Genomic DNA, 20,712 nt, shown 5'->3' on the forward strand with positions numbered 1-20,712 from the left:
ACGAAGTCAGTAACCATATATACGGCAAGGCGACGCTGACGTGGTTTGAAGAGATTTTCGAAGAGTAGCAAAATGGAAAAAGGAGTGAGTGAAGTACATCGCCTCCCCACTCCTTTTTCTGTTTTTAGGCTGTTTTTTCAACCTTCAAGATTTTTACATCATAGCTACCAACAGGCGTTTCAATGGTTGCTGTATCACCTGTTTTCTTGCCAATCAAGGCTTGTCCAATTGGGCTTTCATTTGAAACTTTACCTGCAAAGGCATCCGCACCCGCTGAACCTACGATAATATAAACTTCTTCTTCGTCCTCACCAATTTCTTGGATGGTGACTGTTTTACCAATCGCTACTTCGTCCTGGGCAACTGCGTCGCTATTGACGATTTCAGCATAGCGGATTTTTGTTTCTAAGCTAGAGATTTGTCCTTCGACAAAGGCTTGTTCATCCTTAGCTGCTTCGTACTCACTGTTTTCTGAAAGGTCACCGTATGAACGGGCAATCTTAATGCGTTCTACCACTTCTGGTCGACGAACCAATTTCAATTCTTCTAATTCTTTTTCAAGTTTTTCCTTTTCCTCAAGGGTCATAGGATATGTTTTTTCTGCCATTTTTCTCAACTTTCTTCTAATAATATTTTCTAAAGAAAATTATGTGAAGTATCACATAATTTTAGTTTGTTTGGTTTAATTTGCTGTTGACATGTTCAGCGACATTGCGATCGTGGTCTTCTTGATTATTAGCATAGTAGACCTTGCCTTCTGTGACATCTGCTACAAAGTAGAGGTTATCGCTCTTAGTTTGATTGATGCTTGACTCAATCGCATCCAGACTTGGACTATCGACTGGACCAGGCATGAGACCTACATTTTTATAAACATTATAAGGTGAATCAATGTTGGTATCAATCGCAACATCCTCAGCTAAGCTGATATTTTGCCCCAGTTTTCCTTGGGCATACAAGATTGCAATATTACTTTGAAGTGGCATATCACGATTCAAACGATTGTAGAATACACCTGCAATGAGCTTACGATCTTCTGTCTTGGCACCTTCTTTTTCGACCAAGGAAGCAATGGTCAACAACTCATTGACAGTCAAGTTTTTAGATTTGATAGTACTATAGTAAGGAGATAGGTTCTTATCCATAGCAGCTAACATCTCATCAATCAAGCTCTCAACAGTTGTGCTTTCCTTGATAGAATAAGTAGCTGGGAAAAGGTATCCTTCCAAACGATAACGCGCACCACTATCTTTTGCAGGCAAACTTTCCAATAAAGTAGGATATTTGGCTACTGCTTGACTGATAAACGTCTCATCTTGAACTTTTGCTAGGAAAGCATCCGCTGTCAAAGGCTCTTTGAAGTCACCTTGCAATTGACCTACCGCTTGAGCAATCTGATCCAAAGTATAACCTTCTGGAATTGTCAAAGTCGCAAGGACAGGTTCTTGTGGTTCATCTGTTCCACCTTTTTGCAACTCTTTGAGTAAGTCTTCTGTACTCATACTCTTTTGCAAATTGTAGTAACCTGCTTTCAAGTCGGTATAATTTTTATACTTGGCATAAAAGCTAAAAATCAGACCATGCTTTACCAAACCAGCTTTTTCAAGCGTCGTACCGATTTCTTGAACGTTTGAACCTTCTGGAATTCCAACCGTCACATATTGTTTCGATGAAGCATCCACAGGCTGTAAAGATGACTGAACATACTGGTAACCAAAGTAACCACCTGCTGAGAGCAAGGCAAGGAATACAAGGAATGAAATCACAAAGGCTTTCACATGTGACTTCTTCTCTTTCTTAGGCTTAACGGGTTTTGCTCCTTCTCTACGGCTACGACGTGGTGTATCGCTGATGATATCCACTGTTTCTGTAGCAGGCGTAGGTGTTTCTGGACCTGCTTGTTCTGCTTTTTTCTCTGCCGTCTTATAGGAAACAGCTACCCTTGTTGGGGTTTCATTGTATTCTCTTTCAAGTTTCTTAGGTCTAACAGGACCTGGTCCTGGTCTTGAACCACTTTCTTCCGCTGGAGAAGAAGGTACATCTTGACTTGGATGACTTGGATGACTTGGAACACCAGGAGTTTCTCTTTGAAGGTCATCTGCTGGAGAAGCTGGTACATCTTGACTTGGGTGAGTAGGCACGGTAGGAGCTTTTCTCATAATTTCCTCTACCGTTGACAAGGAATCAGCCATGAGTTCTTCAGCTGAAGGTTCATTTGCAGGAGTGCGAACTACTGCCTTATCTTCTTTCAGAACTTCATCATAGCCTTTTACTTTTTCTAAATCTCTCAGAATCTGCTCTTTAAAGCTTAATTTCTCTTCTTCTCTTGACTTTTCACTCAAAAGTTTTTCCTCCTTGTTGACAATCCATAATATTATATCTTAAAAGTCCAAGAAAAGCAACCTATGATACTTTTCCTAGCTTATTTTTTCGTTTCCCAAACCATATCATACCAGGTTTCCCCTGCAAAGGTTGACTGGGACAAGCCTTCATTGACAAATCCGTGCTTTTCATAGTAGGCGATGAGATAGTCATGACAGGTTAGGTTAATGCCATCTCTCTTATCTTCAAGAGCAACTTCTTTCAAGGCTATTAGTAATTTTTGTCCAAGTCCGAGGCCCTGTGCTTCTTTGGCAATAGAAAGACAGGTCACAGAGATATAACCACCAGGCTCATGACTATAGTCTTTTATTTCTTCTGTAAAGGACTGGTCTTGCAGATGGCGGTGTGGTCCAACTGGCCCTTCTATGTACCCCATGATTCTACCTACTTTTTCCGCAACCAGAAAAGAGGTCTGAATTTCTCGCAAATGCGATTCAAAAACAGATCGAGGAATAGCTTCTTCTACCGAGAAATTTTCTAGTTCAATCTCAACGATACGTTCTAAATCTTCTAATCTTGCTTGTCTGATCTTCATTGTACCTCCAGATAATAGGGATTAAACCAAATCATACTAAAACCCTGGCTAGTTTCATAAAGGGAAGTTTCTTCATCAATAAAACCGCTCATTTCAAAATAGGAAAGCAGCTCATCAGGACTCTTCAAACGAATCCCTTTGTAATCCAGCTCAACTGCCACCTCTTTCAAAGCCGCAAGAAGAAGTGTTCCCAATCCTTGTCTCTGATGGTCAGACTCAATGACTAAAGAATCTACTTTTAGACATTGCGGATTGTCTGACTGGGGACTTGATAGAATATAGCCTAAAAGTTGGTTTTCATCCCTAGCTAGAAGAAAGGTATCCGCACACTTACGGATACTTTCTTCTAAGATATGGGAAGGTTGCTGCTTTTCAGCCGGAAAAGACGAAGTTTGAAGTGCCTCTATCTCAGCCAAATCAGACTGACTTGCCTGAATGATCTTAATTGGAATTTCCATGAGAATAACCTATTGAACATTGCTTGTCAAGTTAGACAAGAGTCGTTCAAATGAATATTCATAGGTTTGGATATCTCCTGCTCCCATAAAGACATAGACAGCATTGTCATGGTCAAGGAGTGGTGAAACATTTTCAACAGTGATCACTTGGTGTTTCTTGTTGATTTTATTAGCTAGGTCTTCTACCTTGACATCTCCATGGTCTACCTCACGAGCTGACCCATAAATTTGCGCTAGGTAAACAGCATCTGCTTGGTTTAAAGCGTGGGCAAAGTCATCTAACAAGGCAATGGTTCTTGTAAAGGTATGCGGTTGGAAGACTGCTACAATTTCCTTGCTTGGGTATTTTTGACGAGCCGCATCCAAGGTCGCAATAATTTCTGTTGGATGGTGAGCAAAGTCATCGATAATCACTGTATCATTGACAATTTTCTCAGTGAAACGACGCTTAACACCAGCAAATGTTTTCAAGTGCTCACGCACCAAGTTCAAATCAAATCCTGCTGTGTAAAGAAGACCAATAACGGTTGTCGCATTCATGATATTGTGACGACCAAAGGTTGGGATGTGGAATTGCCCCAAGTCTTGTCCACGGAAATGAACGGTGAAGGTTGAACCAGTCGTAGAACGAAGAAGCTCACTAGCTACAAAGTCATTACCTTCTGCTTCAAAACCATAATAATAAATTGGTGCATCAGACGTAATTTTACGCAATTCTGCATCTTCACCATAGACAAAAAGACCCTTGGTAATTTGTTTAGCATAGTCGTTAAAAGCATTGAAAACATCCTCTAGACTTGTGAAATAGTCTGGATGGTCAAAGTCAATGTTGGTGATAATAGAGTATTCTGGGTGGTAAGGCATAAAGTGACGCTCATATTCGTCAGATTCAAAGACAAAATATTTGGCATTGGCCGAACCACGACCTGTCCCATCTCCAATCAAGAAGCTGGTGTCTGTGATGTGAGACAAGACGTGAGACAACATACCTGTCGTTGAAGTTTTTCCATGCGCTCCTGCTACTCCCATGCTAACAAAGTCACGCATAAAGCTACCTAGGAACTCATGGTAACGTTTGTAGCTGATACCATTTTGGTCTGCATAGGCAATTTCGACGTTGTTATCTGGACGAAAGGCATTTCCAGCGATAATTTCCATATCACCGTCTAGATTCTTTTCATCAAAAGGAAGAATAGTAATTCCTGCCTGCTCAAGACCACGTTGAGTAAAGTAGTACTTCTCAACATCTGATCCCTGTACCTTATGCCCCATTTGGTGCAACATCAAGGCCAAGGCACTCATCCCTGATCCCTTAATTCCGATAAAATGATATGTCTTTGGCATGTTTTCTCCCCTATTCTGTCATTCTGGTCAGATTCAACTCTTGGGCAACCCGACGTTCTTGTTCTGTTTGTTTACTTTTTTTATTGTAGATTTGGCTCTTCTTTAGAAAATCATAGTTGTTTTTCTTTGGAGCAGGTGCTGACACTTCTTCATTCTTGGTAGGGATAGAATGAACTTCTTCCGCCAAGATATAATGAGACTGGGTCAATTTTTGGCTATATTTGACAAATTCACCAGGATTTTCCTTTTGGAAAGGCGCTGTCGGTTGACTACCCTGTCTAACAAGGCCTGATTTAGAATGACGTCTCGCACGGCTGAAATCCTGAGTTAGATAGTTAGCAGAGCGTTTCTTTTTCAAGTCTGCACGCGCTTCTTCACGCGCCACCTCCGCATAGCTCTTTCCTTCTTTTTTTACCCCTAAAGGAGCTTTTTTAGGTTTCTCGACTTGCTTTTCAATCGGTTTTACTGGCGCCTCTTCAGTAATAGGAGACCATTCTAAATAATTTTTATCTCGATACTCACCCTTGATATTACTGATCAGATCAGACTCATCGTACAAGTTCATGACTGGCATCTCAGTCAGCATGACCTCGTCATCTGACACCAATGGAAATCGTTCTTGTTTCATTTTCTATTTCCTTTCAACACTTCATTATAGCGTATTGTCTTGATTTTTCAAGTGCTGGCTTCAGAAATTCCCAAAATTTCTCTAATTTCTGCTAGGCTGAGACTGCCACGTGACTCTGTTCCATCCAATACTTGTGACACCAGATGTTTCTTTTGTTCTTGGAGTTCCTGAATTTTTTCTTCAATGGTTCCCCTGGTCACCAAGCGATAGACCTCAACCGTTTCTTCCTGACCCATCCGATGGGCACGGCCAATAGCTTGCGCTTCCACCGCAGGATTCCACCAAAGGTCAACCAAAATCACTGTATCAGCACCTGTCAGGTTCAGACCGACACCACCAGCCTTGAGGGAAATCAGAAAGGCATCTCTTTCCCCTTGGTTAAAGGCCTTGGTCATGTCTTGTCTTTCCTTGGCTGGAGTTGAACCTGTAATTTTAAAGGAAGTCATGCCCAAGTCTGGCAGTTCTTGTTCTATTTTCTCCAACATTCCCTTGAACTGAGAGAAAATCAAGACACGGTGTCCACCGTCTACCACCTGTACCAGCAGGTCTCGGAGACTATCCAGTTTGCCACTAGCTCCCTGATAATCCTCCATAAAGAGGGCAGGGGTGTCACAGATTTGGCGCAAGCGCATCAGACCAGACAAGATTTCCACACGACTTCGCTGAAATTCCTGATCTGATACTTGAGCCAATCTATCTCTCATCTGTTGCAACTGGGCTAGGTAGATAGCCTTTTGCTGGTCTTCCAGTTCATTCTTATAAACTACTTCTATTAAGTCTGGCAATTCGGTCAGAACTTCTTCTTTCTTGCGCCTCATCACGAAAGGCTTGATAAACTGAGCCACGCGTTCAGCTGGCAATTTCATAAATTCTTTCTTGCTTGGCAAAAGTCCTGGCATGACGATTTGGAAAATAGACCACAGCTCACCTAGATGGTTTTCAATCGGTGTCCCTGACAGAGCAAAAACTGACGGCACCACAAACTGTCTCAAGGTCTGGGCAATCTTGGTCTGGGCGTTCTTCATGACCTGAGCCTCATCTAAGAAAAGGAAGTCAAAGGCCATCCCCTGATAAAGCTCACTGTCCTGACGGAAGGTAGCATAGCTCGTCACATAGATTTGATGGCTTTCAGCAAGAATCTCCTCACGACTAGCTTTCAAACCATGAACAACAGCCACATCCAACTGTGGGGCAAATTTCTGAAACTCATCTGCCCAGTTGTAAATCAAACCTGACGGTGCTAAAATCAAGACTCGACTTTCTTTTGTCACTTGACTGGTCAAAAAAGCAATGGTCTGCAGGGTTTTACCAAGTCCCATATCGTCAGCCAAAATCCCACCAAAACCATAGTGATGGAGCATCTGTAGCCAGCTGATTCCCTTTTCCTGATAATCTCGTAAGTCAGCCTGAACCTGAGTTGCTTGTCTAGGGAAGTCCTCTGGATGCGTCAAATCGTGAGCCAGATTCTGGAATTCTTGTGAAAAAGAAACACGGTCACGTCCTTCAAAGAGATGAGCTAAACTATAAGCCAAGGATTTCCGAGCCTGCAAGGAGCCATCTTTTAATTCAAATTGCCCCAGCTCCTGTAGATTTTGACGAATTTTCTTGGTTTCTTCATCGAAAAAGTAGACTTTATTAGACGAATCAATATAAAAATCTCGATTATCAACCAAGGCCTGCATAGCTTGGTCAATTTCCTCTTGGGCTATATCTTGAAAATCAAATTGAATTTCCAAGAGACCTCCCTTGGAAGTAATCTGCACTTGAGGGCTTGCTAGACTATAAAACTCTTCTAACTTGTCTGATAAATCAACATTTCCAAGTTTTTCAAAGACTGGAATGATTTCATGGAAGAAATGATAGACAGACTCTGCTTTTAAGGCCTGACGCCAAGATTGAAAATCTGCTTCAAAGCCCGCAGCCAAACAGACTTGGAAAATTCTTTCTTCTAAGTCCGTGTCACTTGAAAATGGTAATTCTTCTAGCTCTTGTCGGCTAGATACCTGTCTATTTCCATAATCAAACTGAATTTCTAAACGAATCCGATTATCTTCTTCCCTGTCAAAGTAAAAAGAGGGCGCAAAAGTTTTGATTTGTAGACGTTCTGGAGCTGAAACGGTACCCATCTGGATAAAAAGAGTCAGACAGGAGGCCAATTTGTCTCGATCACTGCTATCAAATTGCAGGTATTTCTTTCCTTGTTGACCCACAGGTAACACTTTAATTTCCTTGAGAAGACGCATCTGCTGGTCTGTTAAAAAATAAACCTGACCTTTATGGAAAAGTACTGCTCCCTGATAAAAGACATTGACCCTAGGACTCTCACTGATTTCCATTTCAAAATAGTCCGAGTATTCTGTTACTGTAAAGGCAAATAGATTGGCATCAGCATGCATATCCTGAAAAAGCAGGGTTTGGTAGCTATCCACTTGATGGTCAAATTGAAAATGGGGCAAGGCCATCAGTAAATTCACACCCTGCTCAAAAAAGGTCAGAGGGAAAAAGAGGTGCCGACCTTGGTTTTGGAAAAAGAGGTCTGGAACCAGCCCTTCCTCCGTTAGTCCGTGCAAGAAAGTCAAAAGTTCTTGGCTGGCCTCATCAAAAGCTTCCCAAGAAAGAGACTCCTCATAAATCTTGCCAATCATATACGACTTTCTCTGCTCGACAATCCTTAAAAAAAGTGGAATATCCCGAATGACATAGTATTTTTGGCTATTGATTTGGCCGATTCTCAGAGTCCACAAGATATGATTGGTTCCTGCTTCCACCTGACCCACAGCTGATAACTCATAGGCGCATTCTGATTTTGGAGATAAAATTCGATCCAAAAACTTGCCACCCAAGGTCACCTTGGTTTCAACGGCCTCTTTTTCTTCATGACCTTCTTCCAGACTCCACAAGATTTCCTGACCACGCTCATCATTTTTCAGAAAATGCTCTAGCGCTGCCAAATGCACACAGTAGCCCCTCTTTTGAAAAAAATCACAGGCACAAAAAACCAAATCATCCTCTAAACTATAGCGCAGTTCTTCTTCTGCAACGCGAGCATAGAGCCGATTGTTCTTTTCCTTGATGATATCAACCTTACCAGTTTCATAAAGGGCAACACCTTCGATACGAACTTTCCCCGGAATCAATTTAGCCATATTTTCACCTTTACCTTATCTGTTTATTATACCATATTTTCGCCTATGAAAATAGCCTTCTAGGAAGACTTTTCTCCTAGAAGGCTGGATTTTTAACATTTGGCAAAAGTAGCCACAATCCGCTGACAGACTTCTTGCAACAGAGATTTGGGCATAGCTATATTGATGCGGGCATGGAGACTTCCTTCCTCTCCAAAATCCAAACCACGGTTGAGGATAACCTTGGCTTCATTTCTCAACAACTCTTGCAATGTTTCATCAGTCAGGTCATAGGCTGAAAAGTCAAGCCAAATCAAGTAGGTACCTTGCGGTTTCATGACCTTGATTTTAGTCTCTTTTCCAAATAGATCCACCACATAATTGATATGGTCTTCAAAGACTTGCTTAAGTTCCTCTAACCAATCTTTACCGTATCGATAGGCAGCTTCTGTCGCCAAATAGCCCAAGCCTGAAATTTCATGCTGATTATTAGCCAACTGGCGTTTCTGGTAAGCCACTCTCAACTTAGGATTTTCAATGACGGCATAGGAATTTTTTGTCCCAGCAATGTTAAAGGTTTTAGTGGCACTGCTCAAGACGATAGCAAAATTTTTGAAGGCAGGATTGATGGTATTGAAAGACTGGTGTTTGTGACCAAAGAGGGTCAAATCTTGGTGAATCTCATCTGAAACTAACAAAACACCGTGTTTTTGGCAGAGTTGGCCAATCTTCTCCAACACTTCTTTTTCCCAAACACGTCCACCAGGATTGTGAGGGTTGCAAAGAATATAGAGTTTAACCTCCTCTTCCACCAAATCCTTTTCAAGTTGGTCAAAGTCAATCTCAAACAGACCATCCTTTTCCACTAAGGAATTAGTAATCAATCTACGATTGTTCAACTTGACACTGCGAGCAAAGGGTGGGTAGACAGGCGTGTTAATTAAAACCGCCTCGCCTTCTTTTGTAAAGGTTTGAATAGCTGTTGAGATGGCTGGTACCACACCCTCGATAAAAACAAGAGCCTCTTTGTCAAAGTTGTAACCGTATTGTGTAGCTTCCCACTTTTGAACTTCCTTAATTAAGTCTTCACTGGCATAGGCATAACCATAAACCAGTTGGTCTGCGTAAGTTTGCACGGCTTGGCGGATTTCAGGCAAGACCACAAAGTCCATATCCGCTATCCAAGCTGGTAGAACTTCACTATCCGTTTCTGTTTCTTTCCATTTATAGGTATGGTGCCCTAAACGGTTGGGCAGGCTTGTAAAATCATATTTTCCCATCTTTGTCTTATCCTTCTAAAGCTTGGCGCAAATCTGCAATCAAATCTCTAGCATCCTCAATCCCAATTGACAAGCGCAAGAGGTCATCTGTCAAACCATAAGAATGGCGCACTTCTGCTGGAATATCAGCGTGAGTTTGCGTCGTTGGATAAGTAATGAGACTTTCTACCCCACCCAAACTTTCCGCAAACGAGAAGACCTTGAGACTGTTCAAAATATGAGGAATGCGCGTTTCATCGACTACTTTAAAGGAAATCATCCCCCCACGACCAGTATAGAGAACCTCCTTGACTGCTGGAGAATCCTTCAAAAAGGCAACCACTTCTTGGGCGTTAGCTGTTGAACGCTCCATACGAAGAGACAAGGTCTTGAGACCACGAAGCAACTGGTAGCTGTCAAATGGGGACAAGACTGCCCCTGTTGTATTGAGATTGTAAAAAAGCTTCTCGTATAGTTCTAAACTATTGGTCACAACCACTCCAGCTAAGACATCATTGTGGCCTGCTAGATACTTGGTTGCTGAATGGAGAACCATATCTGCTCCATCTTCAATCGGACGTTGGTAGATAGGGCTATAGAAGGTATTGTCCACCACCACTTTGGCACCCTTAGCATGAGCCAATTTTGCTAGTTTTTCGATATCAAATTCCAACATTAAGGGATTGGTTGGGGTTTCGATATAGAGAACATCCACATCCTTTTCTAACTCGGCAATCAACTCTTCTTCTGTATTGGCATAGGTAAAATGGAAACGACCTTCCTGCTCCACTTGGTTAAACCAGCGAAAAGAACCACCGTAAAGATCACGCACTGCCAAGACCTTACTTCCTACTGGAAAGACGCTAAAGGCCAGTACAATAGCTGACATCCCTGAGCTAGTCGCTAGGGCATAGTCTGCTGACTCAATAGCCGCCAAGACTTCCTCAGCCTTACTACGAGTTGGATTTTTAGTGCGCGTATAGTCAAACCCAGTAGATCGACCAAACTCTGGATGCTGATAGGTCGTTGAAAAATGGAGCGGTGTCACCAATGCACCTGTCGCTTCATCTGACTTAATGCCCGCCTGGGCCAAAATTGTGTTAATGTGTAATTCCTTGCTCATACAATACCTCCAAATCTATAGTAACTATTGTACCACTTATTTTCATCAACTCATTTTCTTCTTTTCAAGAGCTAGCTATAGTTTCAAACTATATAAAAAGGGAGTTTTTCCTGCTCCCTTTAATAGACTATAAAATGGTGAATCTCAAAAGACACCTTCACTCTATCATTTGCTCCTGCACAAAACGAGCATAACGCTCATGATTTTCCAGTAGTTCCTTATGAGTTCCTGAGCCAGTGATTTTCCCCTCCTCTAAGAAGAAAATACAATCCACATCTTTTACCGTTGACAAACGATGCGCTATAATCACAACTGTCTTCTCCTTTAGTACAGAATAGAGGCTACTGATAATCGCATACTCAGAATCCGCATCAAGATTAGCAGTGGCTTCATCAAATATAAGAATTTCAGCATCTTTTAAGTAGGCTCTAGCTATTTGAAGTCTTTGGCTTTGTCCCCCTGACAAGAGTCGTCCGCGTTCACCAACCTCAGTATCTAGTCCCTCTTTCATGGAGCGAATCTCATCACCTAGTGATACTAAGTCTAGCACTTTCATCAATTCATCATCAGTTACTAAGCGATTCAAACCGAGACAAAGATTGTCACGAATACTGCCAGATAAGACTGCATTATTTTGTGAAACCCAAGCGATTTTACTTCTCCATTCTTTTAAGTTAAAATCATATATACTTGATTGCTCCATTAGAATATCTCCTGAAAGCGGTTTATAAAACCGCTCTAACAAACGCACAATCGTTGATTTTCCTGATCCAGATGGTCCAACAAAAGCAATTTTTTGCCCCTTGAAAATGGAGAAAGTAATATCCTTTAAGACAGGTCGATTTTCATCATAACCAAAATAGACATGGTTAAAATTCAACCCTTGTCCTGATACCGATTTTCCTCCCTCAAATTTTTCTTTAGGAACTGCAAGCAAGTTCTCCAGTGCAACTGAAGATCCCTTACTCCTAGAATAAACAGTTACAAAATTAGCTATATTACTAATAGGATTAAGTAATTGAAAGAGGTAAATCAAAAACGAAACCAAGGTTCCCACAGATATATATCCTGCGCTGACCCGATAACCCCCATAGGTTAGCATCACAGCTATAGTCGCAAAGATAAATAAGAGAGCAAACGGGGTCTCAAAAGAAGTAATCCTATCTGATTTCAGTGAATTGTTTTGTACCCTTTCAATACAATTATCCAAAACATCCTGTACACTTTTCTCTGCTTGGTTAGTCTTAATTAATTCATGTTCTTGAATCTTTTCAGTCAATTGCCCTGTTAAAAATCCGATTTCCTCTTGTAAACGACGACTATACTTTTCACTGATATTGGAAAGGGGCAAGATAATAAACATCATACAAGGAAGAGTGATGAATAAAAGTAGAGAAAGATTCCAATCAAGACTAAATAAGACTATGATGGAACCAAGTACCATAACTAAACTCAAAATAATATTTGGGAAAGTCGTAATTAAAAACTCACGAATGACACTCGTGTCATTGACAATGGCAGAAGTCAACTCCCCACTTTGGCTCTTATCAAAGAAGGATTTCTCTGCATAAATCAACCCCTCTATCACTTTTTTCCTGATTTTTGCTATCTTTTTTTCACCCGATTGACTAAACAGATAGTAACCAATAGAAGAAAACAAGGCTTGACCAATAAAAATCAAAAACGATTGAAATACTTTGGAACCTATATTTTCAATAGAACTCCCATCTATTAAACCCTTTAAGATAAGGGGAAGCAACAAAGCAAGTAGACTAGACAGAACAAGTAAGAAACTCCCCATAATCACCTTAGTATCTACTCTTAATAATTTTAATTTCATAAATACTCCTTATAATATTTCAACGGATAAAGTCGGGAATAACTCAATTTGAGGATAAAATCTAATAAATCTTCCTATAACAAAACGCATAACATCTAGGATTTTATATACCTGATATTATGCGTTTTTAAGCACAAAGACTTCTTACACAAACTTATCTACAATTAGATTTTATTTGACATGTTTTGCCAATTCTTCTTGGGCTTTTTTATTGGATTCTTCTTTTTCTTTCAACCATTTTTCTCTGGCTTTTGCATATTCGTCTGTTGTGACAATCTTATCTTGTACTTTGAGGTATTTATATGATTCAACCCCTTTATTACCAGCCAATGAATAAGGTGCTGAGAAAGGAACTGTTTTTCTCAAGCTAGGCGTTCCACCTAATGAAACATTTGGAATCGCTAGAGAACTATCTATCAACCATGCTTGAATATCAGCATATTTCTCATAACGTTTGGCTGGGTCTTGCTCCTTATTAGCCTCTTCCAACATTTGAGTATAAGTGTCAAGTCCAACTGCCTTAGCCTTGTCGTTGGCTTCACCAGGCTCGAGTCCAAGATTTTGTAGAACCCCACCATTCTTGACACTAAAGATATCAAGATAGGTTGATGGATCTAAGTAGTCAGGACCCCAACCACCATTGTAAAGGTCATAATCTTTTTGAGCTGCTGTTTGAGCAAAGTAACTTGAGTTATGATAGTCCTCTGTTGATAACTGTTGGATATCAATAACGACGTTCTCCGTACCTAAAGCTGCTTCAATAGATTGCTTCATAGAGCTTACTTCTTGAATCCCCTTCTTAGAAGCTTGGTCAACTGTCGCATCCAAATGAATAGGGAATTGAACTCCCTTAGCTTCTAGCTCTTTCTTGGCCTCAGCAAATTTAGCCTTGGCTTTCTCAGGATTGTAATAAGGGTCTTGACCATCCGCAAAGTTGATACCTTGCCATTCCTTACCATAATTGACCATCTTAGAGGCTACTACTTCACCAAAGTCTTTTCCCTTGATACTTACAAAGGTTGGAGGAACAACCAAGTTACGCAAAATCTTAGTCGCTCCGTCTTCTCCCTGAGTTTGAGCCCCATAGGCTGTACGATCATAGGCAAAGTTAATAGCTTGACGGAAGTTTTTATTAAGAACTGCTTCCTGAGCTGATTTCTTTTCAATGTCGGTCGTCTTAGAAGTAAATTTATAAGCTTGTCTATCTAGGTTAAAATTCCAGTAATAAGACGTAGCAGTCTGCATACTGTAGATGATATCATCTTTGTATTTTTCTTTAATCCCTTCAAAACTTGAACTATTTGGATAGAGACGAGCGTAGCTATAGGCTCCGTCTGTAAAATTACGAACAAGAGCATCTTGGTCACTACCATCATAGTAGGTCAATTTAACATCATCTACAAAGACATTTTTAGCATCCCAGTAGTTAGGATTTTTCTTGTATTCGATGACAGATTTTGAAACAAAAGCTTTCATCAAGAAAGGTCCACTGTACAAAATATTAGCAGGGTCTACCTTGCCAAAATCATCCCCTTTTGATTTTAGGAAATCCGCATTGACTGGGAAAAGAATGGTTGATGTCGTTTTTGAGTTCCAGTAAGGTTCTGGTCGAGCCAAGGTGTATTGAACCGTTTGGTCATCAAGAGCCTTGACACCGACAGTTGAAAAGTCGCTTGTTTTACCAGTGATATAGTCATCCAAACCTGCAACAGAGTCCTGCACTAGATACAAGGCTTCTGATTTTTTATCAGCCGCATATTGCAAACCTGTCACAAAATCTTGGGCAGTTACAGGAGCATATTCTTCTCCCTCAGAAGTAAACCACTTGGCATCCTTACGAAGTTTGTAGGTATAGGTCAAACCGTCCTTAGAAACACTCCAATCCTCTGCCAAGGATGGCACATAGTTCCCATATTGGTCATTTTCCATGAGACCATCTACCAGGTTGGTCACAATATCATTTGTTGTTGCGCGGTTTTCTGCTAGATAGTTCAAACTAGATGGATCACTTGAATAAACATAGTTATAGGTTTTTGATCCTGTGCTAGAATTTCCACACGCGCTCAGTAAAATTCCTGTACCCAGGACAAGACCTGCCAAGGTTAGATATTTGCTCTTAGACTTTTTCATTTCCAGAACCTCCTGATTTAAAGATTTGTTTTATTATACAACGTTTAGTTTGTTTAGTCAATGTTTTTGTCCAAAAAAATCGAAAAAGGCCTCATCTTCTACTCTTAAAAGATAATTTTAGCTGTTTTGACGCTAAAAAAAGGAATAAGTTTCAAGTTCTCCTAAAAGATTGTTCAACTTATTCCTTTTATTTATAAATGCTATCTTAAGAAAACTTAAATTTTGCTCGCAACTGGGCAGCTTTGGCCTGTCCAATAACCTTATCTAAGAGACGAGTATAGAGACTCATGAATCCGTAGAGTCCACCCCCCATGGCACCGACAAGAGCTACATAAAAGAAGCTCCACAAACGTCCACTTGGTTGGAAGAAAAATCCTAACAGCCACTGGATGGTTCCTATTAACAGAAACATGACTAGGGTCAGCAAACTGATTAAAATGGTTCGCTTCACAATCACCTTGCGCTTAACACCCGTTACTTTACAAATATCCCGATACATCAAGACGTTAGGAATGATAAGAGCGATGGTTGTTGAAATCAAGGAACCATAACTGTGGAAAAGGGCGATGGTAGGCAGTTGCAAGACCAGCTTGGCAATAGAACCATAGATAAAATAGAGAACGGCCTTGCGGTTGCGGAACATGGCTTGAAGCATGGGGGACAAGACCATGTACAAGCCTAAAATAATAGACTGCAAAACTGCAAAGACAAATAAGCCCATAGCCAAACTGTCTGGCTTGCCATAGAAGACTGTATAAAGAGGTTCTCCTACCATAACCACTCCAACCGTTGCTGGTAGCAAGAACATAAAGAGTAGGGTGAGACTGTCCTGAACGAGACGAGAAGCTGCCTTCAAGTCCCCCTTGACATAGTTTTCTGTCAAAAGCGGCAAGCCTACACTCCCAATCGAAACCCCAACAGAAATCAAAATCATCGTGATTTTATTAGGATTGGCTGAGAAATAAGAAAACATGATAACCAAGTCCTCATTGCTGTAGTTGGTAAACCAGCTCATACTATTGATAAAGGTCAGCTGGTCCAAAATCTGGAAGAGCTGGATGGCAGACCCTGTCAAGATAAAAGGAATGGCTTCCTTAATGGTATCGATCAAAAGATGCTTGCTGTTAATCTTATCCCCTGTTTCAAGGACTCTTTTGAGTAAGCCTTCTTGGGCAAGGAAATAAATCAAAACTGCAAAACTAGCTACCATGCCGACAAAGGCAGCAAAGGTGGATTGGGTAACCGCTACTAGGTAATCTCCTGAACCAAGTTTCATAATGATAAAGGTTGCTAGGAGCATCCAGATAACACGAATGACCTGCTCAGCAATTTGGCTCATGGCATAAGGTTTGAGATTATTCATCCCTTGGAAAAATCCTCGGATAACACTCATAGACGGGAAAATCAAGACTCCCCAAGCCAAGCTTTGCATGATTGGGATCAAGTCTTTGCCCACGCCAGACAAGTCTGCTAGCCAAGGAGCAAAGAGATACAAAACTAAAGCAAAAACGAGGCCAAGTCCTGTCATAAATCCTAAAAAGCTCCGAATCAGGGCAAAGCTATGCTCTTCTTCTCGCATGGTATTGTACTTGGCAACTTGCTTGGCCACCGCAACTGGAATCCCTGCTGTTGAAACCAGCAAGAACCAGGCATAGATATTGTAGCCCATGGTAAAGAGACCATTTGCCGTAGCTGCATAAGATCCCATCCAGATGTACCAAGGGATAATATAGATGGCCCCAAGCAGGCGACTGATAAAGTTACTAGCCGTTAGCCAAGCAGTCCCCCGTAACATCTGGGCCTGCTGGTGATTGTTTTCGTGCGACATAGATTCCTCATTCAATTTTGATAACTAGGAAACACTCCTTATCTTCCATTATAAACTTTTCCTTGTTACTTGTAAATTTGCGACTTTCGGTTTACAATAGAAAGTATGATAAAGATTGAAACCGTATTAGATATATTAAAGAAAGATGGTCTCTTCCGCGAGATTATCGACCAAGGACATTATCACTACAACTACAGCAAAGTTGTTTTTGATAGCATTAGTTACGACAGCCGAAAAGTAAAAGAAGACACTCTTTTTTTTGCAAAAGGTGCTGCCTTTAAAAAAGAATACCTTCTTTCTGCTATAACACAAGGCTTAGCTTGGTATGTAGCTGAAAAAGACTACGAAGTCGGTATCCCTGTCATCATTGTGAACGATATAAAGAAAGCCATGAGTTTGATTGCCATGGAGTTCTATGGTAATCCACAGGAAAAACTCAAACTCCTTGCCTTTACTGGTACTAAGGGTAAGACAACAGCAGCCTATTTCGCTTATAACATCTTATCTCAAGGGCATCGACCTGCTATGCTCTCGACTATGAATACAACTTTAGATGGCAAGACTTTCTTTAAGTCTGCATTGACAACTCCTGAGAGTATTGACCTCTTTGACATGATGAATCAAGCTGTGCAAAATGACCGTACCCACCTCATCATGGAAGTCTCCAGCCAAGCCTATCTGGTCAAACGTGTCTATGGTCTAACCTTTGATGTGGGAGTTTTCCTCAATATCAGCCCAGACCATATCGGCCCTATTGAACACCCTAGCTTTGAAGACTACTTCTACCACAAACGTCTCTTGATGGAAAATAGCCGAGCAGTCATCATTAATAGTGACATGGACCACTTTTCTGTCTTAAAAGAACAAGTGGCAGATCAAGACCATGATTTCTATGGTAGCCAATCAAATAATCAAATCGAGAATTCCAAAGCCTTTAGTTTTTCAGCTACAGGTAAACTCGCTGGAGATTATGATATCCAACTCATTGGCAACTTCAACCAAGAAAATGCCGTTGCTGCTGGACTTGCTTGCCTCCGTCTCGGAGCTAGTCTTGAGGACATCAAAAAAGGAATTGCTGCAACCCGCGTTCCTGGTCGTATGGAAGTCCTGACTCAGAAAAATGGAGCCAAGGTATTCATCGATTACGCCCACAATGGGGATAGTCTGAAAAAACTCATCAATGTGGTTGAAACTCATCAAACTGGAAAGATTGCTTTGGTTCTGGGTTCAACAGGAAACAAGGGAGAAAGTCGTCGTAAGAACTTTGGCCTCCTCCTCAATCAACATCCTGAGATTCAAGTCTTTTTGACTGCTGATGACCCCAACTATGAAGACCCAATGGCCATTGCAGATGAAATCAGTAGCTACATCAATCATCCTGTTGAAAAAATTGCGGATCGCCAAGAGGCCATCAAGGCAGCTATGGCTATCACAAATCACGAATTAGATGCTGTCATTATTGCTGGTAAGGGAGCTGATTGCTACCAAATCGTCCAAGGAAAGAAAGAAGCCTATCCAGGAGATGCAGCCGTAGCAGAAAATTATTTATAAGAATAGAAAAAATCAAGGGAAAATAAAACCCCTGATTTTTTACTATTATTTAGTAAAAACGTTTTTCAAACCTTCAACGGCACCTTCTACAGCACCTTTAGCGTCTTCTACAATGTCTTTTGCCTTAGCAACTGTTTTTTCAACAGCTCCTTCAAGTTCTGTCTTGCTGTCTCCAGTAACTTTACCAAAACCTTCTTTGACAACGCCTGTTGCTTGTTCCAATTTGTTTTCAAGTGACATATGATTGTCTCCTTTAGTTTTATTCCGATATGTGTTATCGGTTACATTAGTATAAACTTATCGATAGATAAAGTCAAACAATGTGCTCAGAAAAAGCAATCACACTAAATAGAAAGTTAATCTCTCCTTGTCAAAATCGACAGCCAACTCATACTTTCCATCTTCATTTTGGACTATATAACCTAGGACGACCAAACTATCCACAAAGATGTCTCGGCGTTTCTGCATCAGTTGATCTTTTTTGAGAAATTTTAGCAAAAAAGTTGTCATGTATTTGAGGGCATACTCAGGATTAACATCTCCTAAAATGTCATAGAGTTCCTGCTGTTTTTCTGTCAAAGGATACTGATGTTTGACCTTGTAGAAATAATTAGACAAGGTCATTTTTGATCTCGCAAAGTCCGTCTTTTCAACTAAAATAGCTGCATTGGTTTGATTGCGCAATTCCGTCTCAAAACTCTTCTGTAACAAGGCTTGATAGATCGGACTAGCTTCGCTGACAAAAATCTCTTGATCCAGTTCAAGACTATCGAGTGATTCAAGCATAGGAAGACTAAGGTAATAACGCTTATTTTCTCGTAGAATCAAACCTGCCTTTATATACTCTTCCATGAGTTTATCAACTGCATCATCTGGAAATTGAGCCTTAATTTCCCGTAGAATCACATCATCATGCTGGTCCAGATAGCGGATCAATTCTCTAAAAAATGGCTGTCTAGTCAAACGAGATGGATTAAAAATCTGAATCATGAAGATTCCTTTCTTTACATTGTAATAGAGGCGATGTTGCCAATTGACTGGGATTGGTCCCAGCTTGGTTCAGAGGCACAGGCAGACCTAGTTCTCTGTAATACTCTCTCCAAAAGTCACTAATCTCCTGCTCCCCATCCCCAAATTTCATGGGTATGGTTTCAAAAATCGGTAGGATTTCTGCCATGTACTGGGAACAGTAAAAACCTTCTCCATCTGGATAGAAAGAAGCATTGTAGGGAGCTCCAAGATGTTTACAAGCTCTTTCCTTCACCGAATGGATATCCATTTCTGGGTAAACATAGATGTCGTACAAATGATTGGGCTCAAAGAAGTCTGCTGGTTCTTGACAGACTACACCAAATTTTCCACTAGCATGGTAAATCATCCCATCCAAATAAATGGCAACATGGTTATAGTTGCCTGTGGAAGTCTGGATGGCCTGTCCCATATCTGAAAGATCCCTCACAAAAATTAAATCACCATTTTCTAACATGCTTCACTCCTAGAAAAAAAGGAGCTGAAACTCCTTTCGATATAAGGCAAACTATCCTTTCCGATTTTGAACTGACACTCAAAATCTTAAGCATTGAAGCTTTCAGTCAATTGAGGTACCACTTGTTTCTTACGTGAAACGGCACCAGCAAGGAAGGCGTGGTTGTCTGCAAGTTTAAAGTTGAAAGCTGCTTCAACCTTGCCCATATTAGCACCAAGTGCTAGGATTTCTGAGTTTGAGTTGACGATGTCTGTAATCATCAAGACAAAGTCAGAGTAGCCGTTTGCTGTGTTGGCAGCTTGCATTGCAGCTTCAATTTCTGCTTGGCGTTCCAATACTTCCGCGATGTCCACTGTGTTTACTTGGGCAACACGGACATTATTTCCATTGAGTTCAAAAGTCTTAGCATCGATGTCAATCAATTCGTCAGCAGATTTGCTAGCCAAGTTTGTACCAGCTTTCAGCATAGCCAAACCATACTCTTCCAAGTTTACACCAGCCAATTCAGCCAATTCAGGAGCAATAATCTTATCTGTTGGATGTGTTGTTGGTGATTTCAAAAGAAGGGTATCTGAAATCAAACCTGAAAGCATCAAACCAGCAATCTCTTTAGGCACAGCTACACCATGTTCTTTGAACATACGATAAACGATTGAAGACGCTGAACCAACTGGCTCCAAACGCATGTAGAGTGGGCTTGCAGTTTCAAAGTTAGCCACACGGTGGTGGTCTACAACACCATAAACTTCTACTTCAGCGATATCTGATACAGATTGTTGGAATTCATTGTGGTCAGTCAAGATAACTTGCTCTGCTCCTTCTGCTTTGGCAGAAGTAATAACACGCGGTGCTTCTACACCAAAATAGTTCAAGACAAAGGCTGTTTCTTCATTTGGAGTTCCAAGAGCAACAGCTTCCGTATCCAAACCGTAAGCTTCTTTTGCAAGGTAGGCAAAGGCTACAGATGACCCGATGGCATCTGAGTCTGGATTTTGGTGACCAAATACTAGAATCTTAGACATG

The 20,712-nt window shown here is 40.9% G+C and carries 17 protein-coding genes and 1 pseudogene; 1 reads left to right on the forward strand and 17 read right to left on the reverse strand.

Features of this window, described 5'->3' with window-relative positions:
- Nucleotides 1–124: 124 nt before the first annotated feature.
- From greA to HT669_RS05685, 13 genes and pseudogenes are all read right to left on the reverse strand, one after another.
- Complete coding sequence (gene greA, locus HT669_RS05630; protein WP_000818760.1) at nucleotides 125–607, reverse strand: transcription elongation factor GreA; 483 nt, start codon at nucleotides 605–607, stop codon at nucleotides 125–127.
- Between the two features lie 61 nt (nucleotides 608–668).
- Nucleotides 669–2,342, reverse strand: coding sequence for an endolytic transglycosylase MltG (gene mltG, locus HT669_RS05635; RefSeq protein ID WP_050975877.1), 1,674 nt, complete (start codon nucleotides 2,340–2,342; stop codon nucleotides 669–671).
- A gap of 80 nt (nucleotides 2,343–2,422) precedes the next feature.
- A complete protein-coding gene (locus tag HT669_RS05640) occupies nucleotides 2,423–2,917 on the reverse strand; it encodes a GNAT family N-acetyltransferase (RefSeq protein ID WP_000702440.1) in 495 nt (164 codons plus the stop codon).
- A complete protein-coding gene (locus tag HT669_RS05645; protein WP_000405299.1) occupies nucleotides 2,914–3,375 on the reverse strand; it encodes a GNAT family N-acetyltransferase in 462 nt (153 codons plus the stop codon). Before HT669_RS05645 ends, HT669_RS05640 begins: the two co-directional genes overlap by 4 nt.
- A 9-nt stretch (nucleotides 3,376–3,384) precedes the next feature.
- Entirely contained in the window at nucleotides 3,385–4,719 is a 1,335-nt protein-coding gene (murC, locus tag HT669_RS05650; protein WP_001127123.1) for a UDP-N-acetylmuramate--L-alanine ligase, read from the reverse strand.
- 10 nt (nucleotides 4,720–4,729) lie between these two features.
- Nucleotides 4,730–5,347 (reverse strand): hypothetical protein, encoded by a 618-nt coding sequence (locus HT669_RS05655; protein WP_000808233.1) that lies wholly within the window; start codon nucleotides 5,345–5,347, stop codon nucleotides 4,730–4,732.
- A gap of 47 nt (nucleotides 5,348–5,394) precedes the next feature.
- Nucleotides 5,395–8,493: a DEAD/DEAH box helicase gene (locus tag HT669_RS05660; RefSeq protein WP_001096284.1), complete on the reverse strand. Its 3,099-nt coding sequence runs from the start codon at nucleotides 8,491–8,493 to the stop codon at nucleotides 5,395–5,397.
- Between the two features lie 92 nt (nucleotides 8,494–8,585).
- A complete protein-coding gene (locus tag HT669_RS05665) occupies nucleotides 8,586–9,752 on the reverse strand; it encodes a MalY/PatB family protein (RefSeq protein ID WP_172922207.1) in 1,167 nt (388 codons plus the stop codon).
- A 7-nt stretch (nucleotides 9,753–9,759) separates the two neighbouring features.
- Nucleotides 9,760–10,854, reverse strand: coding sequence for a cystathionine gamma-synthase (locus tag HT669_RS05670; RefSeq protein WP_023933152.1), 1,095 nt, complete (start codon nucleotides 10,852–10,854; stop codon nucleotides 9,760–9,762).
- A 157-nt stretch (nucleotides 10,855–11,011) separates the two neighbouring features.
- Nucleotides 11,012–11,734 carry an ATP-binding cassette domain-containing protein gene (locus tag HT669_RS11100; RefSeq protein WP_025170631.1) on the reverse strand — a complete coding sequence of 241 codons (723 nt, stop codon included), beginning with the start codon at nucleotides 11,732–11,734 and terminating at the stop codon, nucleotides 11,012–11,014.
- A gap of 186 nt (nucleotides 11,735–11,920) precedes the next feature.
- Nucleotides 11,921–12,694, reverse strand: a pseudogene (locus HT669_RS11105) (ABC transporter ATP-binding protein); the annotation flags it as partial.
- 171 nt (nucleotides 12,695–12,865) lie between these two features.
- Nucleotides 12,866–14,824, reverse strand: a complete 1,959-nt coding sequence (locus HT669_RS05680) for a peptide ABC transporter substrate-binding protein (protein ID WP_000748867.1) — start codon at nucleotides 14,822–14,824, stop codon at nucleotides 12,866–12,868.
- Between the two features lie 205 nt (nucleotides 14,825–15,029).
- Nucleotides 15,030–16,652: a polysaccharide biosynthesis protein gene (locus HT669_RS05685; RefSeq protein ID WP_172922208.1), complete on the reverse strand. Its 1,623-nt coding sequence runs from the start codon at nucleotides 16,650–16,652 to the stop codon at nucleotides 15,030–15,032.
- A gap of 105 nt (nucleotides 16,653–16,757) precedes the next feature.
- On the opposite strand from HT669_RS05685, the gene HT669_RS05690 reads away from it, so the two are divergent.
- Nucleotides 16,758–18,203, forward strand: a complete 1,446-nt coding sequence (locus HT669_RS05690) for a UDP-N-acetylmuramoyl-L-alanyl-D-glutamate--L-lysine ligase (RefSeq protein WP_101514584.1) — start codon at nucleotides 16,758–16,760, stop codon at nucleotides 18,201–18,203.
- A 45-nt stretch (nucleotides 18,204–18,248) separates the two neighbouring features.
- Here HT669_RS05690 and HT669_RS05695 read toward each other — a convergent pair whose 3' ends face one another.
- The 4 genes from HT669_RS05695 to HT669_RS05710 form a co-directional block, all read right to left on the reverse strand.
- Entirely contained in the window at nucleotides 18,249–18,443 is a 195-nt protein-coding gene (locus HT669_RS05695; RefSeq protein ID WP_172933654.1) for a CsbD family protein, read from the reverse strand.
- Between the two features lie 99 nt (nucleotides 18,444–18,542).
- Nucleotides 18,543–19,193, reverse strand: coding sequence for a DUF1803 domain-containing protein (locus HT669_RS05700; RefSeq protein WP_079247576.1), 651 nt, complete (start codon nucleotides 19,191–19,193; stop codon nucleotides 18,543–18,545).
- Nucleotides 19,177–19,689 carry a YiiX/YebB-like N1pC/P60 family cysteine hydrolase gene (locus HT669_RS05705; RefSeq protein ID WP_023940246.1) on the reverse strand — a complete coding sequence of 171 codons (513 nt, stop codon included), beginning with the start codon at nucleotides 19,687–19,689 and terminating at the stop codon, nucleotides 19,177–19,179. Before HT669_RS05705 ends, HT669_RS05700 begins: the two co-directional genes overlap by 17 nt.
- Before the next feature lie 86 nt (nucleotides 19,690–19,775).
- Nucleotides 19,776–20,711 carry a manganese-dependent inorganic pyrophosphatase gene (locus HT669_RS05710; protein WP_023940247.1) on the reverse strand — a complete coding sequence of 312 codons (936 nt, stop codon included), beginning with the start codon at nucleotides 20,709–20,711 and terminating at the stop codon, nucleotides 19,776–19,778.
- Nucleotide 20,712: the final 1 nt, after the last annotated feature.

It is taken from the genome of Streptococcus sp. 2100 (genome assembly GCF_013276335.1).
In the GTDB taxonomy this organism is placed as follows: Bacteria; Bacillota; Bacilli; order Lactobacillales; family Streptococcaceae; genus Streptococcus; species Streptococcus pseudopneumoniae.